We start from the raw sequence: 19176 nt of genomic DNA on the forward strand, positions 1-19176 counted from the left end.
TACAGGCATCGCGTGACCTTGTAGGAGCGGCCTTGCGTCGCGATGGGCCGCAAAGCGGCCCCCTACCCCCTCAAGCCATAAGCTTGGCAATCTTCCCAACCAATCCCGCTCTGCGCCGTATTGCGCAACAACCACTCCACCGCAGGCTGCGCCTTGGGCAGGCTGTCATGGAACTGGATCACCCCCTTGCGCCATAGCAACATCAAGGTCAGCACCCGCTGGGCAGAGGCCTCGGCGCTCAGTGCGCCATCATCCTGGGCATCGATGTCCCACAACGATACCTGCAACTGCTGGCTGGCCATGAACGCCTCGCCATCGGCCCGACGCTGCCCGTAAGGCGGGCGAAACAACGGCACATACTGCTCCGGCAGGTCGGCCTGCACCCGCGCCTGACTACGCCGCAGCGAGTCCTGCCAGCCTGTCCACTGCGCATGGGAGCGGTACTCCCACCCCTGGATCCCCACGCACTGCCCGCCATAGAGCTGGCGCAAGGCATCTGCCGCCCCGGCGTCGCGCCGTTGCTGCAGGCGGTTGCCGAGCACAAAGAACGTGCCTTCAAGCTTTTGCCGGCGCAGGTAGTCAGCCAGCAGGTCGGTACTGCCGCCATCCGGCCCGGGCCCGCCGACGAAGGTCAGCAGGAACATGCGGTCGTTCAGTTCATCCCCATTGCGCTCGCGTGAGGACAGCCGCTCCACCTCGCTGCTGGTCTGCGGCAGCAACGCCGCCTTGCGCAGTTGTTCGTCCAGGTAACGCACATGGAACTGATGGCTCGGCTCGATCCAATCGGTGTAGAAAGTGCCGACATCGGCAGCGAACGTCGCCGCTTGCGTACGCAACTCCGCCATCGACGTCACCGGGTAGCAGAACGACGCATCCTGCTCGCAACTGCGCTGCGCCTGTTGATAACCTTCCCACAACCGCTGCCACATGCGCGCCCGCACCAGGCGCACCTTCTGCAAGTTGACCTGCCGTAGCCCCAAGCGCGCCGCCAGCGCCGCGTCGTCCAGCAGTTCGCTTTCGTGCAGCACCTGGGCGAACGAGAGGATCTCGGCCCGCGAGGCCACATCGAACAACGCCGGGCTGTCCAGCTGTTCGGGCCACAGGCCGCGGTCCAGGCTCACCTGGGGTGAAGGGGCGGCTTGCACGGCCAGGCTCAGCAGAGCGGCCAGCAAGGCAGAGGCAATACGCACGGTTGAAGGCTCCGCAACGGCGAAACGCGCACTATAGCCTCTGCACCGGCCATGGTCTGTGACTATCGTCGCCATAGTTTGGACTTGCACCGTCCAGCCCGTAGAATTCCCGGCCAACGATGCCAGGAGCCGACCCGATGCTGACGGTGATTTCCCCCGCCAAGACCCTCGACTACGACACCCCGCCGGTGACCGAGCGTTTCACCCTGCCCCAGTACCTGGACGACTCCCAGGAGCTGATCCAGCAGCTGCGCGACCTGTCGCCGGCGCAGATCAGCGAACTGATGCACCTGTCCGACAAGCTCGCCGGCCTGAATGCCGCGCGCTTCGGCAGCTGGACCCCGGACTTCACCCCGGCCAATGCCAAGCAGGCGCTGCTGGCGTTCAAGGGTGACGTGTATACCGGCCTCGACGCCGAAAGCCTTGGCGAGGACGATTTCAGCTACGCCCAGCAGCACTTGCGCATGCTTTCGGGCCTGTATGGCCTGCTGCGCCCGCTCGACCTGATGCAACCCTACCGCCTGGAAATGGGCACCAAGCTGGCCAACGCCCGCGGCAAGGACCTGTACGCCTTCTGGGGCACGCGCATCAGCGAATGGCTGAACCAGGCCCTGGCCGAACAGGGCGATGACGTGCTGCTGAACCTGGCCAGCAACGAGTATTTCAGCGCGGTGAAACGCAGCGCGCTGAAGGCCCGGGTGATCAACGTCGACTTCAAGGACCTGAAGAACGGCCAGTACAAGATCATCAGCTTCTACGCCAAGAAAGCCCGCGGCATGATGAGCCGCTTCGTCATCCAGCAGCGCATCAGCGACCCGGAGCAGCTCAAGCAATTCGATGTGCAGGGGTACTACTACAGTGCCGAACAGTCGAAGCCGGACCACCTGGTGTTCCTGCGGGATCATCCTTCCGAATAGTCAGGCAATACACAATCCCTTGTAGGAGCGGCCTTGTGTCGCGAAAGGGCCGCATAGCGGCCCCGGCAATTTCTGCTTTGATGCTGAAATCCTGGGGCCGCTGCGCGGCCCTTTCGCGACACAAGGCCGCTCCTACAAAAAGCGCCCCCTACTTACCCCCTCCGCCCCGCAACAGGGCACGACGCAAAGCGCCATTACGCCACAAATCCGACGCCAAAAAATCGACACACCGCAACTTATAGCCAAACGCCATAAGACCGTTCGTAGCTTTTTTGACGAATTTTTCAAAATATTTTTCGATGCTGGCATAAAAATATCTCGCAACAGTTTCGCCCTTTATATATAGGGACAAAACACCCGTGTGCTATCAGATTGAAATTGTCTGCCACTGAAAAAATATTTAGAAATCTTTCATCCACGCCGAACCCACCCCGGAACTTCTGCTACGACGAATCGCTCATAGTGCCGTAACGATTTTCCTGCCCCCGGGCTGTGAGAGATGACTTACAGATGACAACGGCAGGTATCCACTACCAGCCCCAACAACTTCGACAGGTATGACGGGCAACCCCCGAAGACCCTGTCCATGCAGGAGAGACGCGTCCCTTTCAATTCGTCCTAGTGGTTGATTTCAAAGGATTTTTCCACTTGAAAAAACAAGCACAGCAAAGCGCCACGTAGCGCCTTGCAATAAAGACGGCTGCATTCCAGGGCACGTTTTTTAATTAATGGCTTTTTACTGCCACATTTGAGTGCATAACTTTTTGCGCTCCGGATTTATTTTGCCTGCGCTCGGCGAAGTGTGCATTTCGCCATGGATCCGTGCGCCCGAAAACTGTTGTTAATCAACCCAGTCCGGCTCTCCCCGGAGGTGCCGACGTGATAAACACATGAGGTGATAGCGATGCGTATCAGCATCTTTGGTTTGGGTTATGTGGGTGCGGTCTGTGCAGGCTGCCTGACGGCGCGAGGCCATGAAGTGATCGGTGTGGACGTGTCCAGCACCAAGATCGACCTGATCAATCAGGGCAAGTCGCCCATCGTCGAACCTGGCCTGGAAGCACTGCTGCAACAGGGCATCGCCAACGGCCGCCTGCGCGGTACTACCGATTTCGCCGAAGCCATCCGTGCCAGCGACGTATCGATGATCTGCGTGGGTACCCCAAGCAAGAAGAACGGCGACCTGGGCCTCGAGTACATCGAGTCGGTGTGCCGCGAAATCGGCTACGTGCTGCGTGACAGCGAGCGCCGCCACACCATCGTGGTACGCAGCACCGTGCTGCCGGGTACCGTGAAGAACGTGGTGATCCCGATCCTCGAAGACTGCTCGGGCAAGAAAGCCGGCGTCGACTTCGGCGTTGCGGTCAACCCGGAATTCCTGCGTGAAAGCACCGCGATCAAGGACTACGACCAGCCACCGATGACCGTCATCGGCGAACTGGACACCGCCAGCGGCGACATCCTGCAGGCCCTGTACGAAGAGCTCGACGCACCGATCATCCGCAAGCCGATCGAAGTGGCCGAGATGATCAAGTACACCTGCAACGTGTGGCATGCCACCAAGGTCACCTTCGCCAACGAGATCGGCAACATTGCCAAGGCCGTAGGCGTGGATGGCCGTGACGTGATGGACGTGGTCTGCCAGGACAAAGTGCTGAACCTGTCCCAGTACTACATGCGCCCTGGCTTCGCCTTCGGCGGCTCGTGCCTGCCCAAGGACGTACGCGCCCTCACCTATCGCGCCGCCAGCCTCGATGTACGCGCTCCGCTGCTCGACTCGTTGATGCGCAGCAACGAATCGCAGGTGCAGAACGCCTTCGAGCTGATCGAAGCCCACGACAAGCGCAAGGTCGCCCTGCTCGGCCTGAGCTTCAAGGCCGGCACCGACGACCTGCGTGAAAGCCCGCTGGTGGAACTGGCCGAACGCCTGATCGGCAAGGGCTACCAGCTGGACATCTACGACGAGAACGTCCAGTACGCCCGCGTCCACGGCGCCAACAAGGACTACATCGAGTCGAAGATCCCGCACGTGTCGTCGCTGCTCAACGCCGACTTCCAGAAGGTGATCGACAACGCCGACATCATCGTCCTGGGCAACCGTGACGAGCAGTTCCGTGCACTGGCCCAGCAAGCGCCGGCCGGCAAGCACGTGATCGACCTGGTCGGCTTCATGAGCAAACCGACCTGCGCCACCAGCCGTACCGAAGGCATCTGCTGGTAAGTGCTGGCCGGGCAGCGGGGGCCTCCCCACCCCGCTGCCCACCTTTTCCCGAATTCTCGACGGATGCTGAACATGCAAAGGATCCAGACAGTGCTGTTGCAGTGCGCCGGTTGGCTGCTCTACATGAGTCTGCTCATGCTGATCGCCCTGGCCCTGCCAGCCGATATCTTCGACTCGCAGTCGAAGCACTTCATCTTCCTGGTCGGCGCAGTCGGCATCTGGCGCTATTCCATGGGCGCCACCCATTTCATCCGCGGCATGATCTTCCTCTACGGCGTGTACCCGTACCTGCGCCGCAAGGTGCAGAAGATGGGCAAGGACGCCGACCCGTCCCACGTGTACCTGATGGTGACCAGCTTCCGCATCGAAGCACTCACCACCGCCCAGGTGTACAGCTCGGTGATCCGCGAGGCGATCAACTGTGGTTTCCCCACTACCGTGGTCTGCTCGCTGGTGGAGATGTCGGACGAACTGCTGGTGAAAAGCCTGTGGGCCAAATACAACCCGCCAGCCCATGTGAAGCTGGACATCGTGCGCATCGCCGGTACCGGCAAGCGTGACGGCCTGGCCTACGGTTTCCGTGCGATCTCGCGCATGCTGCCGGACGAGAACGCCGTGGTGGCGGTGATCGACGGCGACACCGTGCTGGGCGATGGCGTGGTACGCAAGACCGTGCCGTGGTTCAAGCTGTTCCCCAACGTCGGCGGCCTGACCACCAACGAGTTCTGCGAAGTGCGTGGCGGCTACATCATGAGCGAGTGGCACAAGCTGCGCTTTGCCCAGCGCCACATCAACATGTGCTCGATGGCCCTGTCCAAGCGCGTGCTGACCATGACCGGGCGCATGTCGATGTTCCGCGCCAGCGTGGTGACCAACCCCGAGTTCATCGCCGACGTCGAAAGCGACTCGCTGATGCACTGGCGCCTGGGCCGCTTCAAGTTCCTCACCGGTGACGACAAGTCCAGCTGGTTCAGCCTGATGCGCCTGGGCTACGACACCTTCTACGTGCCGGACGCCGCCATCAACACGGTCGAGCACCCGCCGGAGAAGAGCTTCCTCAAGGCCAGCCGCAAGCTGATGTACCGCTGGTACGGCAACAACCTGCGGCAGAACTCCCGCGCGCTTGGCCTGGGCCTGCGCCGCCTGGGGCTGTTCACCAGCATCGTGCTGTTCGACCAGCGCGTGTCGATGTGGACCAGCCTGCTGGGCCTGACCGTGGCGGTGATCGCCAGCCTCAAGTTCGGCCTGGGCTTCCTGCTGGTGTACCTGCTGTGGATCGGCATCACCCGCCTGATCCTCACCATCATGCTGCTGTGCTCCGGCCACAACGTCGGCCCGGCCTACCCGCTGATTCTCTATTACAACCAGATCATCGGCGCGCTGATGAAGATCTACGTGTTCTTCCGCCTCGACAAGCAGTCCTGGACGCGTCAGCCCACTGCCCTCAAGCGTGACCTCGCCAGCTTTCAACAATGGTTCAACACCTGGTCCTCGCGGACCATGACCTTCTCGGCTGCCAGCATCTTCGTTGCTGTGCTGTTCATGGTCGTGTGAGCCCAACCCGGATCGGAACTAACAGGAACAAACCACATGAATACCGCCGTGAACGTCAACGTCGTGCATGAGTCCGAAGCCCAGCGCCAGCATGCCCGGGTACGCATCCCCGCCAAGCTGCGGTTCCTCGACCCTCAGCGCCAGGCCCACGATGTGAAGGTCGACGACCTCTCCGCCGGTGGCCTGAGCTTCCACACCAAGCAACCACTGTCGGTTGGCGACGTGCTCCGCGGGCGGCTGCAGTTCACGGTCGACAACCTCGGCCTGTCGATGGACATCGAGTTCCAGGTGCGCTCCTACAACCCGGGCAGTGGCCGAACCGGCGCCCAGTTCCAGAACCTCGAGCCCCGCGATATCGCCACGCTGCGCCACATCATCACCTCGCACCTGTCGGGTGAGCTGATCACTGCCGGCGATGTGCTCAGCACCTTGCAGCGCGACAACTTCACCAAGGCGCGCAAGCAGAAGGACGGCGGTGCCGGCCTGAGCGCCTTCGGCCGCCTCAAGGCAGTCACAGTCACCCTCGGCGTGTTCGTGGTCGGTGTCGCCGCCTTCGGTTTCATCGCCAAGTCGCTGTACGGCATGTACTTCGTCAGCCATGCCGAAGCCGGCGTGGTCGCGGTACCCACCACCAACGTCACCATGCCGCGCGACGGCACCGTGAACAGCCTGGTCGAAAGCGGTGGGCAGATCGCCAAGGGCGCGCCACTGGCCAGCTTCACCACCAGCATGCTGGACATGCTCAAGGGCAACCTGGAAGACGCACAGCTGGAGCCGGCGAAGATCGAGGAACTGTTCGGCAAGCAGCTGTCCGGCACCCTCACCAGCCCGTGTGATTGCGTGGTTGCCCGCCAGCTCGTGGACAACGGCCAGTACGCCGCCAAGGGCCAGCCGATCTTCCAGCTGATCCCGCGCACCACCAACCCGATGATCGAGGCGCGCTTCACCTACCGCCAGTTCGACGAGGTCAAGCCAGGTACCCGGGTCAACTTCCAGGTAGCCGGCGAAGACGAAGTACGCACCGGCCAGATCGTCAGCAGCGCCAGCCTCAACAGCGAAGACCTGGCCGCCGACATCCGCGTGCAGATCAAGCCCGACAGCGCCCTGCCCGCCGAACTCGCCGGTCGCCCGGCTTCGGTCAACAGCGACCGTGGCCCGTCGCTGAACTGGCTGATCGACAAAGCCATGGCCCGTGGGCTGTAAGAGGATCACGACATGATTCCCCACAAGAAAAGCGCCAGCCTGGGCCTGTGTGCCCTGGCTGCTGCCATCGCCCTGGCCGGCTGTGCGGGCCTGCCCGACCAGCGCCTGGCCAACGAAGCCATGAAGCGCGGTGACACGGCACTGGCCGAGCGCAACTACAAGGCACTGGCCGACCTGGGCTACAGCGAAGCGCAAGTGGGCCTGGCCGACATCAAGGTCGCCACCCGCGATCCGGCGAAAATCAAGGAAGCCGAGGCCACCTACCGTGCCGCGGCCGCCATTTCGCCGCGTGCCCAGGCGCGCCTTGGCCGCCTGCTGGTGTCCAAGCCCGACAGCACCCAGGCCGAGCGCGAAGAAGCCGAAACCCTGCTCAAGCAAGCCGCCAAGCAGGGCGAAAGCAACACCCTGATCCCGCTGGCAATGCTCTACCTGAGCTACCCGCAGAGCTTCCCCAAGGTCAACGCGCAGCAGCAGATCGACCAGTGGCGCGCCGCCGGCAACCCGGAAGCGGGCCTGGCCCAGGTGCTGCTGTACCGCACCCAAGGCACCTACGACCAGCACCTGGGCGAAGTGGAGAAAATCTGCAAGGCCGCGCTGAACACCACCGACATCTGCTACGTCGAACTGGCCACCGTGTATCAGAAGCGCGGCCAGGCGGACCAGCAGGCTGCCCTGCTCGGCCAGCTCAAGGCTGCCTACGCCCGCGGCGCAGTACCGGCCACCCGGGTCGACAGCGTTGCCCGGGTACTGGCTGACCGCAGCCTCGGCCAGACCGACGAGAAAACCGCCAAGGACCTGCTCGAGCAGGTGGCCCCGGCCAACCCGGCGTCCTGGGTCAGCCTGGCGCAACTGGTGTACGACTTCCCCGAGCTGGGCGATACCGACCAGCTGATGGCCTACATCGACAAGGGCCGCGAAGCCGAACAGCCACGCGCCGAACTGTTGCTGGGCCGCCTGTACTACGAAGGCAAGACCGTGCCTGCGGACGCGGCCAAAGCCGAACAACACCTGCAGGCTGCCGCCGACGCCGGCGAAGTCAGCGCCCATTACTACCTGGGCCAGCTGTACCGCCGCGGCTACCTGGGCAACGTCGAGCCACAAAAGGCCGTCGACCACCTGCTGGCCGCCGCCCGTGGTGGGCAGAACAGCGCCGACTATGCCCTGGCCCAGCTGTTCAGCGAAGGCCACGGTATTCGCCCGCAACCGGGCAACGCCTGGGTATTCGCCCAGCTGGCCCAGGCCAACCCGTCGCCGCAGTCCGCTGAATTGCTGCAGCAACTCGACCAGCAACTTACGCCTGACCAGCGCAGCCAGGCCCAGCAACTGCTGGCACAAGAAAAGCAGGCGCGCGGCAGCATGAGCCAGGGCGCCAACAGCACCCTGGCCATCGAAGCCCTGCAAGACGACGAAAAAGAAGTAACCGGTGAGGACTCGCTATGACGCTCAATCCCTTCGTGAAAGCTGGCATCGGCCTGAGCTTCGCCCTGCTGTGGTCCTGCCCGACCCTGGCGGAAATGACCGCTGAAAAGAACTTCGGCCTGGATGTGAAAATCACCGGCCAGTCGGAAGACGACCGTGACCTGGGCACCCGCTCCGGCGGCGACGTCAACGGCCTCGGTCTTGATCTGCGCCCTTGGGTATATGGCGAGCGTGGCAACTGGAGCGCCTATGCCATGGGCCAGGCCGTCACCGCGACCGACACCATCGAAACCGACACCCTGCGCCAGAACGACGACGGCACCACCACCGATACCGCCGCCGATGGCCGTGAGCAGGACAAGAGCTACCTGGCCATGCGCGAATTCTGGGTCGGCTACAGCGGCCTCACCGCCTACCCTGGCGAGCAGCTGCGTTTCGGTCGCCAGCGCCTGCGCAGCGACGATGGCATGTGGCGTGACACCAACATCGAGGCGCTGAACTGGACCTTCGACACCACCCTGCTCAAGGCCGACCTGGGCGTGGCCCAGCGCTTCAGCGAATACCGCACCGACCTCACCGAGCTGGCCCCGGAAGACAAGGACCGCACGCACCTCTACGGCAACGTCGCCACGCAGTGGACCCCTGGCCACTGGGTCGGCGTACGCGCCCACCACACCCACGACGGCGGCAGCCTGAAGAACCCGGGCGAAACCGTCGATGCGCTGGACAAGACCCGCACCGGCGACCTCACCTGGCTGGGCCTGGAAGCCAACAGCGACGCCTACAACTGGCGCAACGACCACACCGTCAACTACTGGGGCAGCGTCACCTGGCTGACCGGTGATCGCGACACCCTCAGCAGCCAGGTCGTCGGTGACGACACCGTGGCCACCGGCAAGCAGAGCGGTGATGTCAACGCCTGGGCCACCGACCTCGGCATCCGCCTGCGCCTCGACCCGCAATGGCAGGTCGGTGCGGCCTATGCCCGTGGCAGCGGCGGTGGTGGCGACGACGGTTCGAGCAACTACGAGCAGACCGGCCTCGAGAGCAACCGCTCCAACTACACCGGTACCCGTTCGCGCGTGCACCGCTTCGGTGAAGCCTTCCGCGGCGAGCTGGGCAACCTGCAGGCGGCCACGCTGTTCGCCTCCTGGCAGCTGCGCGACGACTACGACGCCAGCTTCATCTACCACAAGTTCTGGCGTGTCGATGGCAACCAGAACATCGGTTCCAGCGGCATCAACGCAGTGGTCAACGACAACGGTGTGAACCGCCCGCTGGTCGATGGCGAAAAAGACCTTGGCCAGGAAATGGACGTGGTCGTGACCAAGTACTTCAAGCAAGGCCTGCTGCCGGCTTCGATGAGCCAGGCCATCGACGAGCCATCTGCCCTGGTGCGCCTGCGTGCCGGCGTGTTCAAGCCGGGCGATGCCTACGGCAAGGAAGCGGACTCGTACATGCACCGCGCCTTCGTCGATGTGATCTGGCGCTTCTGAGGCCGGTAGAGGACTTACCGTTATGAACCTTCACCCGCACTTACGTCACAGCCTGTTGGCCAGCGCCTTGCTGCTGGCCAGCGGCCTGGTGGCTGCCGCAGAGCCCCAGGTGATCGCCAAGGAACTGCAGCAGGCCAAGACCTACACGGTCTCCAGCGCGCCGATCGAGCCGCTGCACATGGACCCGCCGAAGCTGCCCGACCTGACCGGCTACACCGCCGAAGCGGTGCAGAAGAAAATCGACCGCCGCCACAAGGGCAAGGTCAGCCTGCGCCGCATGTTCCAGGAGGATACCCTCAAGGAATTCGTCGGCGGCGACAACAAGGCGGCCGAGTGGGTCCAGCGCCAGCATGGCATTCCGCAGGCGATCTTCGTCGATGACGGCCATGTCGACCTGGTCGAGCTGAGCAAGAAGGTACCCAAGCAGTACCTCAGCGAAGTCGAGCCGGGTGTGTACCTGGCGCGCCTGCCGATCGTGGTCGGGCAGAAGGGCATCCTCGAGATCGACGGCAAGGTCAAGCAACTGCGCCTGTCCCAGGAAGGCGGTTCGTTCCTGGTCAACGACGGCAAGCTGTTCGTCACCGACACCCAGGTGACCGGCTGGCGGGAAAAGGAAAACGGCCCGGCGACCTTCCGCTCGCCCAAGGAATTCCGCCCGTTCCTGCTGTCGTGGGGCGGCACCGAGACCTACATCGTCAATACGAAAATGGCCAGCTTCGGCTACGCAAAGTCCAAGTCGTACGGCGTGAGCATCTCGCAGTACACGCCGAACATGGCCAAGCGCATGGGCCGCCCGGAACCCACCGGCTGGATCATCGGCTCTGAGTTCAGCGACATGTGGTACGGCTTCTACTGCTACGAGACCCAGGACTTCGTGGTCAAGGACAGCACCTACCGCGACAACATCGTCTACGGCATCGACCCACACGACCGCTCGCACCGGCTGATCATCGCCGGCAACACGGTGTACGGCACCAAGAAGAAGCACGGCATCATCGTTTCGCGTGAGGTCAACGACAGCTGGATCATCAACAACAAGAGCTTCGACAACAAGCTCTCGGGCGTGGTGATCGACCGTAACAGCGTCAACAACCTGATCGCCTACAACGAGATCTACCGCAACCACACCGACGGCATCACCCTGTACGAAAGTGGCGACAACCTGATCTGGGGCAACAAGCTGATCAACAACCGCCGCCACGGCATCCGCGTGCGTAACAGCGTGAACATCCGCCTGTACGAAAACGTCGCCATGGCCAACGGCCTGGTTGGTGTATACGGCCACATCAAGGACCTGTCCAACACCGACCGCGACATCGCCCTCGACCCGTTCGACACCAAGGTGTCGCTGATCCTGGTCGGTGGCGAACTGGCGGCCAACGGCTCCGGGCCACTGTCGATCGACTCGCCGCTGTCGGTCGAGTTGTACAAGGTGTCCATGCTCGCCCCGCGCAAGGCCAGCGGCATCAGCCTCAACGGCGTACTGGGCGAACGCCAGGACGAAATCCTCGACCTGCTGGTACGCCAGCAAAAGGCTGTGCTGATCGACCCGGTCGAACGCCAGACCGAAATGATCGATTAAGGAAGCCCAGACCATGACTCCACATCTGATGAAACTGCTGGGCCTGTCCGCCGCCCTCCTGGCGATCAGCCAGGGCGTGCGCGCCGAAGACGTCAAGGCCCCCACCTTCAGCGCCGAGCCTTGCTGCCAGCTGTGCCCTGAAGCGCATGACGCCAGCCGCTACACCACCCGTTACCAGCAGAACTTCACCACGCTGGTGCAGGCCCAGGGCGACTGGCTGTTCCGTACCCGCGAAGACCTGCGCACCGAGTTCAATACCACCCCGGCCGGCTACAAGCGCCTGCAGCAAGTGCACGACGCGTTCAAGAAGCGCGGCGTGGAACTGGTGGTGGTGTATCAACCGACCCGTGGCCTGGTGAACCGCAACATGCTCAACCCGGCGGAAAAGGCTGCCTTCGACTACCAGAAGGCCCTGGGCAACTACCAGGCCATGCTCAAGCGCTTTGCCAGCATGGGCTACAACGTGCCTGACCTGTCGCCGCTGACCAACGAACAGCTGGCCGCTGCCGACCAGGGCAAGGACTTCTACTTCCGCGGCGACCAGCACTGGACGCCTTACGGCGCCGAGCGCGCGGCCAAGATCGTGGCCGATACCGTGCACAAGATGCCGGCTTTCGAAGGCATCCCGCGCAAGGAATTCGAAACGAAAAAGTCCGGGCGCATGGGCAAGACCGGCACCCTGCATAACGTGGCCGGCCAGCTGTGCGGCACCAGCTACGCCGTCCAGTACATGGACCAGTTCGCCACCGAGCCGAAAGGCTCCACCGGCGGCGGCGACGACCTGTTCGGTGACGGCGGCAACGCGCAGATCACCCTGGTCGGCACCAGCCACAGTGGCAAGAACTACAACTTCTCCGGCTTCCTCGAGCAGTACATCGGCGCCGACGTGCTCAACGTGGCCTTCCCTGGCGGTGGCCTGGAAGGTTCGATGATCCAGTACCTGGGTAGCGAGGAATTCCAGAAGAACCCGCCGAAGATCCTGATCTGGGAATTCTCCCCGCTGTATCGCCTGGACCAGGAAACCATCTGGCGGCAAATCCTTGGCCTGCTCGACGACGGCTGCGATGACCGCCCGGCCCTGATGAGCGCCAGCGCCACCCTCAAGCCCGGCAAGAACGAGCTGATGGTCAACGGCAAGGGCGGCGTGATCAAAGACCTGATCAACCGCAACATGCAGATGGACGTCAAGTTCGAAGACCCGTCGGTGAAGGTGCTGCAGGCCACCCTCTGGTACCTCAACGGCCGCCACGAGGACATCAAGCTGGAAAAACCGGAAACCTCCGACACCGACGGCCGCTTCGTCTTCCAGATGCGCGAAGACGAGGACTGGGCCAGCCAGAGCCTGCTGGCGTTCGAGGTGCAGGGGCCGGAAAGCGGTACCCAGAAGGTCGAAGCCAAGCTCTGCAAACGCAACAACTTCGCCGTGCCCGCGCAGACCGCGCAGGCCGGCCAGTGAGGCGACCATGATCCCGTTCAAGCGAATTTCCCGCCCCGCCCTGCTTGCCCTGGCGTTGTGCGGCGGTGCCGCGCACGCCGCGCTGGTACCGCCCCAGGGTTACTACGAGGGGATCGAAAAGCTCAAGACCGGCGACGGCAACTTCCGCTGCGAGGCGGCCCCCAAGCCATACACCGGTGCCCTGCAGTTCCGCAGCAAGTACGAAGGCTCGGACAAGGCACGGGCAACGCTCAATGCCGACTCGGAAAAGGCCTTTCGCAAGTCCACCGAAGACATCACCACCCTCGAGAAAGGCGTGAGCAAGATGATCGGCCAGTACATGCGTGACGGCCGCCCGGCGCAGCTCGACTGCACCTTGGCCTGGCTGGGCGAATGGGCCCGCGCCGATGCGCTGATGTCCACCGACTACAACCACACCGGCAAGTCGATGCGCAAATGGGCGCTGGGCAGCATGAGTGGTTCGTGGCTGCGCCTGAAGTTCTCCAATTCGCAGCCGTTGGCCGCGCACCAGGCCGAGGCCGAGCTGATCGAAAAATGGTTCGCCCGCCTGGCCGAGCAGACCGTGCGCGACTGGAGCGACCTGCCACTGGAGAAGATCAACAACCACAGCTACTGGGCTGCCTGGGCGGTAATGGCCAGCGCCGTGGCCACCGACCGTCGCGACCTGTTCGACTGGGCCGTGAAGGAATACCGGGTTGGCGCCAACCAGGTCGACGAGCAGGGCTTCCTGCCCAACGAACTGAAGCGCAAGCAACGCGCCCTGGCCTACCACAACTACGCCCTGCCGCCGCTGGCGATGATCGCCAGCTTCGCCCAGGTCAATGGCGTGGATGTGCGTGGCGAGAACAACAACGCCCTGCAGCGCCTGGCGCAGCGGGTGCTGAACGGGTCGAAGGACCCCAGCGAGTTCAAGGCCCGCAATGGCGAGAAACAGGACATGAAAGACCTGAAGATCGACAGCAAGTACTCCTGGATGGAGCCCTACTGCAGCCTGTATGCGTGCAGTGGCGACACCCTGCAACGCAAGCGCGGTATGCAGCCGTTCAACAGCTTCCGGCTGGGCGGCGACCTGACCCGGGTCTATGACCCGAGCGCAGAATCGAAAAAGTAACGCAAAACCCCTGTGGGAGCGGGTTTACCCGCGAAAAGGCCAGACCTGCCATGTGCGGTGCCTGTGCCGGCCTCTTCGCGGGTAAACCCGCTCCCACAGGAATCTAGGTAGCCCGCCACGAACATGTGGGGGGTTTGGGGGGCGCTTTGCCCCGGATGCTGTGAACAAAAAGGAGAACCGGGATGGTCTTCTCGTCCAACGTGTTCCTGTTCCTGTTCTTGCCGATCTTCCTCGGCCTGTACTACTTGAGCGGGCAACGTTATCGCAACCTGCTGCTGCTGGTCGCCAGCTACATCTTCTACGCCTGGTGGCGGGTGGACTTCCTGGCCCTGTTCGCCGGGGTCACCCTGTGGAACTACTGGATCGGCCTGAAAGTCGGCGCCGCCGGTGTGCGCACCAAGCCCGCGCAGCGCTGGCTGCTGCTCGGCGTCGGTGTCGACCTGGCGATCCTCGGCTACTTCAAGTACGCCAACTTCGGCGTCGACAGCCTCAACGCGATCATCTCCTCGTTCGGCCTGGAGCCGTTCATCCTCACCCACGTGCTGCTGCCGATCGGTATCTCGTTCTACATCTTCGAGTCGATCAGCTACATCATCGACGTGTACCGCGGCGACACCCCGGCCACCCGCAACCTGATCGACTTCGCGGCGTTCGTGGCGATCTTCCCGCACCTGATCGCCGGCCCCGTGCTGCGCTTCAAGGACCTGGTCGACCAGTTCAACAACCGCACCCACACCCTGGACAAGTTCTCCGAAGGCTGCACCCGCTTCATGCAGGGCTTCATCAAGAAAGTGTTCATCGCCGATACCCTGGCGGTAGTGGCCGACCACTGCTTCGCCCTGCAGAACCCGACCACCGGCGATGCCTGGCTCGGCGCCCTGGCCTACACCGCGCAGCTGTACTTCGACTTCAGCGGCTACAGCGACATGGCCATCGGCCTGGGCCTGATGATGGGCTTCCGCTTCATGGAGAACTTCAAGCAGCCGTACATCAGCCAGTCGATCACCGAGTTCTGGCGGCGCTGGCACATCAGCCTGTCGACCTGGCTGCGCGACTACCTGTACATCACCCTGGGCGGTAACCGCAAAGGCACCTTCAACACCTACCGCAACCTGTTCCTGACCATGCTGCTGGGCGGCCTGTGGCATGGCGCCAACTTCACCTACATCATCTGGGGTGCCTGGCACGGCATGTGGCTGGCCATCGAGCGCGCGCTGGGCATCGACACCAACCCGCAGCGTTTCAACCCGGTGAAGTGGGCATTCACCTTCCTGCTGGTGGTGGTCGGCTGGGTGATCTTCCGTGCCGAGAACCTGGAAGTGGCCGGTCGCATGTACGGCGCCATGTTCAGCTTCGGCGACTGGCAGCTGTCGGAACTCAACCGTGCCCAGCTCACCGGCCTGCAGGTAGCCACCCTGGTGGTCGCCTACATCACCCTGGCGTTCTTCGGCCTGCGCGACTTCTACCGCAACGCCAGGCCAACGCCCAAGGCCACCCCGGTGGAAGTCAACAGCGACGGTTCGATCGGCCTGGACTGGACCCGGGTGATGACCCGCGCCCTGGTGCTGCTGCTGTTCGTGGCCTCGATCCTCAAGCTTTCGGCGCAGAGCTACTCGCCGTTCCTTTACTTCCAGTTCTGAGGTTGATGACATGACCCGGACATTACGCATTACCTATTCGCTGTCGTTCCTCGGCCTGCTGGTGGGCATGGGCGTCTGGTCCACCGGTGGCCTGCAAAGCTTCCAGCGTACCGAGCAGATGACCCTGCTCAATGGCAAGCTGGCCAAGGCCGCCGAGACCCACTACGACGAGCAGTTCCCGATCAAGCGCCTGGGTACCAACCTATGGGCGGCGATGGACTTCAAGCTGTTCAACGAAGGCCGCCCCGGCGTGGTGCTGGGCCGCGACCAGTGGCTGTTCAGTGACGAAGAGTTCAAGCCCACCGCCGGTGCCGAGCAGCTGATGCAGGAAAACCTGGCGCTGATCCGTGGCGTGCGCGACACCCTGCAGCAGCACGGCAGCCAGCTGGTACTGGCGATCGTGCCGGCCAAGGCGCGGGTGTATGCCGAGTACCTGGGCAAGGAACTGCCGACCAGCCTGCATGACGACCTGTACAACCAGTTCCATGCCCAGGCACGCCAGGCCAACGTGTTCGCCCCGGACCTGATGGCACCCATGGAGCAGGCCAAGGCCCGCGGCCAGGTGTTCCTGCGCACCGACACCCACTGGACGCCGATGGGCGCCGAAGTGGCGGCGCAGGCACTGGCCGAAGCGGTCAGCCGCCAGAGCCTGCTCAACGGCGACCCACAGGCGTTCATCACCGAAGCCGGCAGCACCGCGCCATACAAGGGCGACCTGACCAACTTCCTGCCTCTGGACCCGCTGTTCAGCAACCTGCTGCCGGCCCCGGACAACCTGCAGCAACGCACCACTCGCCCGGTCGAGGCCGAAGGTGAGGCCGGTGACGCACTGTTCGCCGACACGCAGATCCCGGTTGCGCTGGTGGGTACCAGCTACAGCGCCAACCCGCACTGGAACTTCCTCGGTGCGCTGCAGCAGGCCCTGCGCAGCGACGTGGCCAACTACGCCGAAGACGGCCATGGCCCGCTACTGCCGATGCTCAAGTACCTGCAAAGCGATGCCTTCAAGAACGCCGCACCCCAGGTGGTGGTGTGGGAATTCCCCGAACGTTATCTGCCAATGAAGAACGACCTCAGCAGCTTCGATCCACAGTGGATCGCCCAGCTGAAGAACACCCGTAAATCCGAAGAAAACCTGGCTTTGTCGTCCACCCGGACTAACCACTAATCAGAGGAACATACATATGACTACCAAGACTTCCATTGCCAAAGCCCTCACCCTCGCAGCCGGCCTGTCCCTGGCCTCCATGCAGGCCTTCGCCGGTGCCGACGCCGCGCTGTATGGCCCGAGCGCACCGAAAGGCTCGACCTTCGTGCGCCTGTACAACGCCTCCGGCGCACCGGCTGCAGCCTCGGTCGGCAACACCCAGATCAAGCAGGTTGGCGCCCAGGCCAGCAGCGACTTCAGCTTCCTGCCAGGGGGTGACTACACCGCCCAGGTCGGCGGCAAGAGCGTGCCGGTCAAGCTGGCTGCGGACAAGTACTACACCCTGGTCAACAGCGCCAGCGGCAACCCGCAGCTGATCGAAGAGCCGCCGTTCAAGAACAAGCAGAAAGCCCTGGTTCGCGTGCAGAACCTGAGTGACCAGCAACTGACCCTGAAGACCGCCGACGGCAAGACCGAAGTGGTCAAGCCGGTGGCCGCCAACGGCCGTGGCGAACGCGAAATCAACCCGGTCAAGGTCAACCTGGCGCTGTACCAAGGAGACAAGAAAGTGGGTGACGTCAAACCCGTCGCCCTGGAGCGCGGCGAAGCCGCAGTGCTGTACGTAACGGGTTCCGGCAACGCCTTGTCGCCGGTGTGGGTAACTCGCCCCGTGGCTAGCAACTGATTCCCCTGCCTCTCAACGACTATTGGAGAAACATGATGATCCCGGTAATTCTTTCTGGTGGTAGCGGTTCCCGTCTGTGGCCTCTGTCGCGCAAGCAGTTCCCCAAGCAGTTCCTGGCCCTGACCAGTGAACACACCCTGTTCCAGCAAACCCTCGAGCGCCTGGTGTTCGAAGGTATGGACACACCGATCGTGGTCTGCAACAAGGACCACAAGTTCATCGTCCAGGAGCAACTGGCCGCGCTGAAGCTGGAAACCCAGGGCATCCTGATGGAACCGTTCGGCCGCAACACCGCGCCGGCCGTGGCCATGGCTGCCATGAAACTGGTCAACGAAGGCCGCGACGAGCTGATGCTGGTGCTGCCCGCCGACCACGTGATCGAGGACCAGAAGGCCCTGCAACGCGCCCTGGCCCTGGCCACCGTGGCTGCCGAGCGTGGCGAGATGGTGCTGTTCGGCGTGCCGGCGACCAAGCCGGAAACCGGCTACGGCTATATCCGTTCCAGCCAGGACGCCCTGCTGCCTGAAGGCGTGGCGCGCGTGGCGCAGTTTGTCGAGAAGCCCGACGAAAAACGCGCCGCCGAGTTCGTCCAGGCCGGCGGTTACTTCTGGAACAGCGGCATGTTCCTGTTCCGTGCCAGCCGCTTCCTCGAAGAGCTGAAAAAGCACGACGGCGACATCTACGACACCTGCGTGCTGGCCCTGGAGCGCAGCCAGGAAGACGGTGATGTGCTGAGCATCGACGAAGCCACCTTCGCCTGCTGCCCGGACAACTCCATCGACTACGCGGTGATGGAAAAGACCCAGCGCGCCTGCGTGGTGCCGATGTCGGCCGGCTGGAGCGACGTGGGCTGCTGGTCGTCGCTGTGGGAAGTGCACGAGAAGGACGACAACGGCAACGTCACCAAGGGCGACGTGGTGGTGCAGGACAGCCACAACTGCATGATCCACGGCAACGGCAAGCTGGTGTCGGTGATCGGCCTGGAGAACATCGTGGTGGTCGAGACCAAGGACGCCATGATGATTGCTCACAAGGACAAGGTCCAGGGCGTCAAGCAGATGGTCAAGACCCTCGACGAGCAGGGCCGCAGCGAAACCCAGAACCACCTGGAAGTGTATCGCCCGTGGGGCTCGTACGACTCGGTGGACATGGGCGGCCGCTTCCAGGTCAAGCACATCACCGTCAAGCCGGGCGCCAGCCTGTCGCTGCAGATGCACCACCACCGCGCCGAGCACTGGATCGTGGTGTCCGGCACCGCCGAGGTGACCTGTGACGAGAACGTGTTCCTGCTGACCGAGAACCAGTCCACCTACATCCCGATCGCCTCGGTGCACCGCCTGCGCAACCCGGGCAAGATCCCGCTGGAGATCATCGAAGTACAGTCCGGCAGCTACCTGGGCGAGGATGACATCGAGCGCTTCGAGGATGTGTACGGGCGTACCTCTACACCCATCGAGCGTGGTGTTTCGGTGAAGACCATCGCGCAGTAATGCAACCCCTGGGGCCGCTTTGCGGCCCCGCTTTTTGAGCCACTCCCCATTTCGGGCTACGATGG

14 protein-coding genes are annotated in these 19176 nt (G+C 63.2%); 13 read left to right on the forward strand and 1 reads right to left on the reverse strand.

The genetic code is table 11. The features are described 5' to 3' along the window. Window positions 1–62 precede the first annotated feature (62 nt). Window positions 63–1190: a polysaccharide deacetylase family protein gene (locus ABIB24_RS07000; protein ID WP_137162376.1), complete on the reverse strand. Its 1128-nt coding sequence runs from the start codon at window positions 1188–1190 to the stop codon at window positions 63–65. 137 nt (window positions 1191–1327) lie between these two features. Here ABIB24_RS07000 and yaaA point away from each other — a divergent pair, with 137 nt between their 5' ends. The 13 genes from yaaA (at window position 1328) to ABIB24_RS07065 (ending at window position 19111) form a co-directional block, all read left to right on the forward strand. Continuing rightward, entirely contained in the window at window positions 1328–2107 is a 780-nt protein-coding gene (gene yaaA / locus ABIB24_RS07005; protein ID WP_061552453.1) for a peroxide stress protein YaaA, read from the forward strand. 904 nt (window positions 2108–3011) lie between these two features. Further along, window positions 3012–4328 carry a nucleotide sugar dehydrogenase gene (locus ABIB24_RS07010; protein ID WP_085592165.1) on the forward strand — a complete coding sequence of 439 codons (1317 nt, stop codon included), beginning with the start codon at window positions 3012–3014 and terminating at the stop codon, window positions 4326–4328. A 72-nt stretch (window positions 4329–4400) separates the two neighbouring features. Beyond that, on the forward strand, window positions 4401–5882 hold the full coding sequence (locus ABIB24_RS07015; RefSeq protein ID WP_003257137.1) for a glycosyltransferase family 2 protein: 1482 nt from the start codon (window positions 4401–4403) through the stop codon (window positions 5880–5882). A 36-nt stretch (window positions 5883–5918) separates the two neighbouring features. Then, on the forward strand, window positions 5919–7085 hold the full coding sequence (locus ABIB24_RS07020) for an alginate biosynthesis protein Alg44 (RefSeq protein ID WP_025340581.1): 1167 nt from the start codon (window positions 5919–5921) through the stop codon (window positions 7083–7085). Window positions 7086–7097: 12 nt separating this feature from the next. Continuing rightward, a complete protein-coding gene (algK, locus tag ABIB24_RS07025; protein ID WP_137162378.1) occupies window positions 7098–8525 on the forward strand; it encodes an alginate biosynthesis TPR repeat lipoprotein AlgK in 1428 nt (475 codons plus the stop codon). Further along, the gene (locus ABIB24_RS07030) at window positions 8522–10000 is read left to right on the forward strand and encodes an alginate export family protein (RefSeq protein ID WP_274078288.1); all 1479 of its coding nucleotides are present in this window, start codon (window positions 8522–8524) and stop codon (window positions 9998–10000) included. The genes algK and ABIB24_RS07030 overlap by 4 nt, the downstream gene beginning before the upstream one ends. Before the next feature lie 22 nt (window positions 10001–10022). Beyond that, window positions 10023–11582, forward strand: a complete 1560-nt coding sequence (gene algG / locus ABIB24_RS07035) for a mannuronan 5-epimerase AlgG (protein ID WP_085614309.1) — start codon at window positions 10023–10025, stop codon at window positions 11580–11582. A 13-nt stretch (window positions 11583–11595) separates the two neighbouring features. Then, the gene (locus ABIB24_RS07040; protein WP_025340584.1) at window positions 11596–13038 is read left to right on the forward strand and encodes an alginate O-acetyltransferase; all 1443 of its coding nucleotides are present in this window, start codon (window positions 11596–11598) and stop codon (window positions 13036–13038) included. Window positions 13039–13045: 7 nt separating this feature from the next. Continuing rightward, a complete protein-coding gene (locus ABIB24_RS07045) occupies window positions 13046–14149 on the forward strand; it encodes a mannuronate-specific alginate lyase (protein ID WP_075046288.1) in 1104 nt (367 codons plus the stop codon). A 182-nt stretch (window positions 14150–14331) separates the two neighbouring features. Further along, window positions 14332–15789, forward strand: a complete 1458-nt coding sequence (locus ABIB24_RS07050) for an MBOAT family O-acyltransferase (protein WP_013974157.1) — start codon at window positions 14332–14334, stop codon at window positions 15787–15789. Window positions 15790–15799: 10 nt separating this feature from the next. Further along, on the forward strand, window positions 15800–16957 hold the full coding sequence (locus ABIB24_RS07055; RefSeq protein ID WP_023660658.1) for an alginate O-acetyltransferase: 1158 nt from the start codon (window positions 15800–15802) through the stop codon (window positions 16955–16957). A 16-nt stretch (window positions 16958–16973) separates the two neighbouring features. Beyond that, window positions 16974–17621, forward strand: a complete 648-nt coding sequence (locus tag ABIB24_RS07060; protein ID WP_075046290.1) for an alginate O-acetyltransferase AlgF — start codon at window positions 16974–16976, stop codon at window positions 17619–17621. 35 nt (window positions 17622–17656) lie between these two features. Then, entirely contained in the window at window positions 17657–19111 is a 1455-nt protein-coding gene (locus tag ABIB24_RS07065; protein WP_025340588.1) for a mannose-1-phosphate guanylyltransferase/mannose-6-phosphate isomerase, read from the forward strand. Window positions 19112–19176 lie beyond the last annotated feature (65 nt).

Source organism: Pseudomonas sp. UYEF17, assembly GCF_040546125.1.
Classification (GTDB): domain Bacteria; phylum Pseudomonadota; class Gammaproteobacteria; order Pseudomonadales; family Pseudomonadaceae; genus Aquipseudomonas; species Aquipseudomonas putida_Z.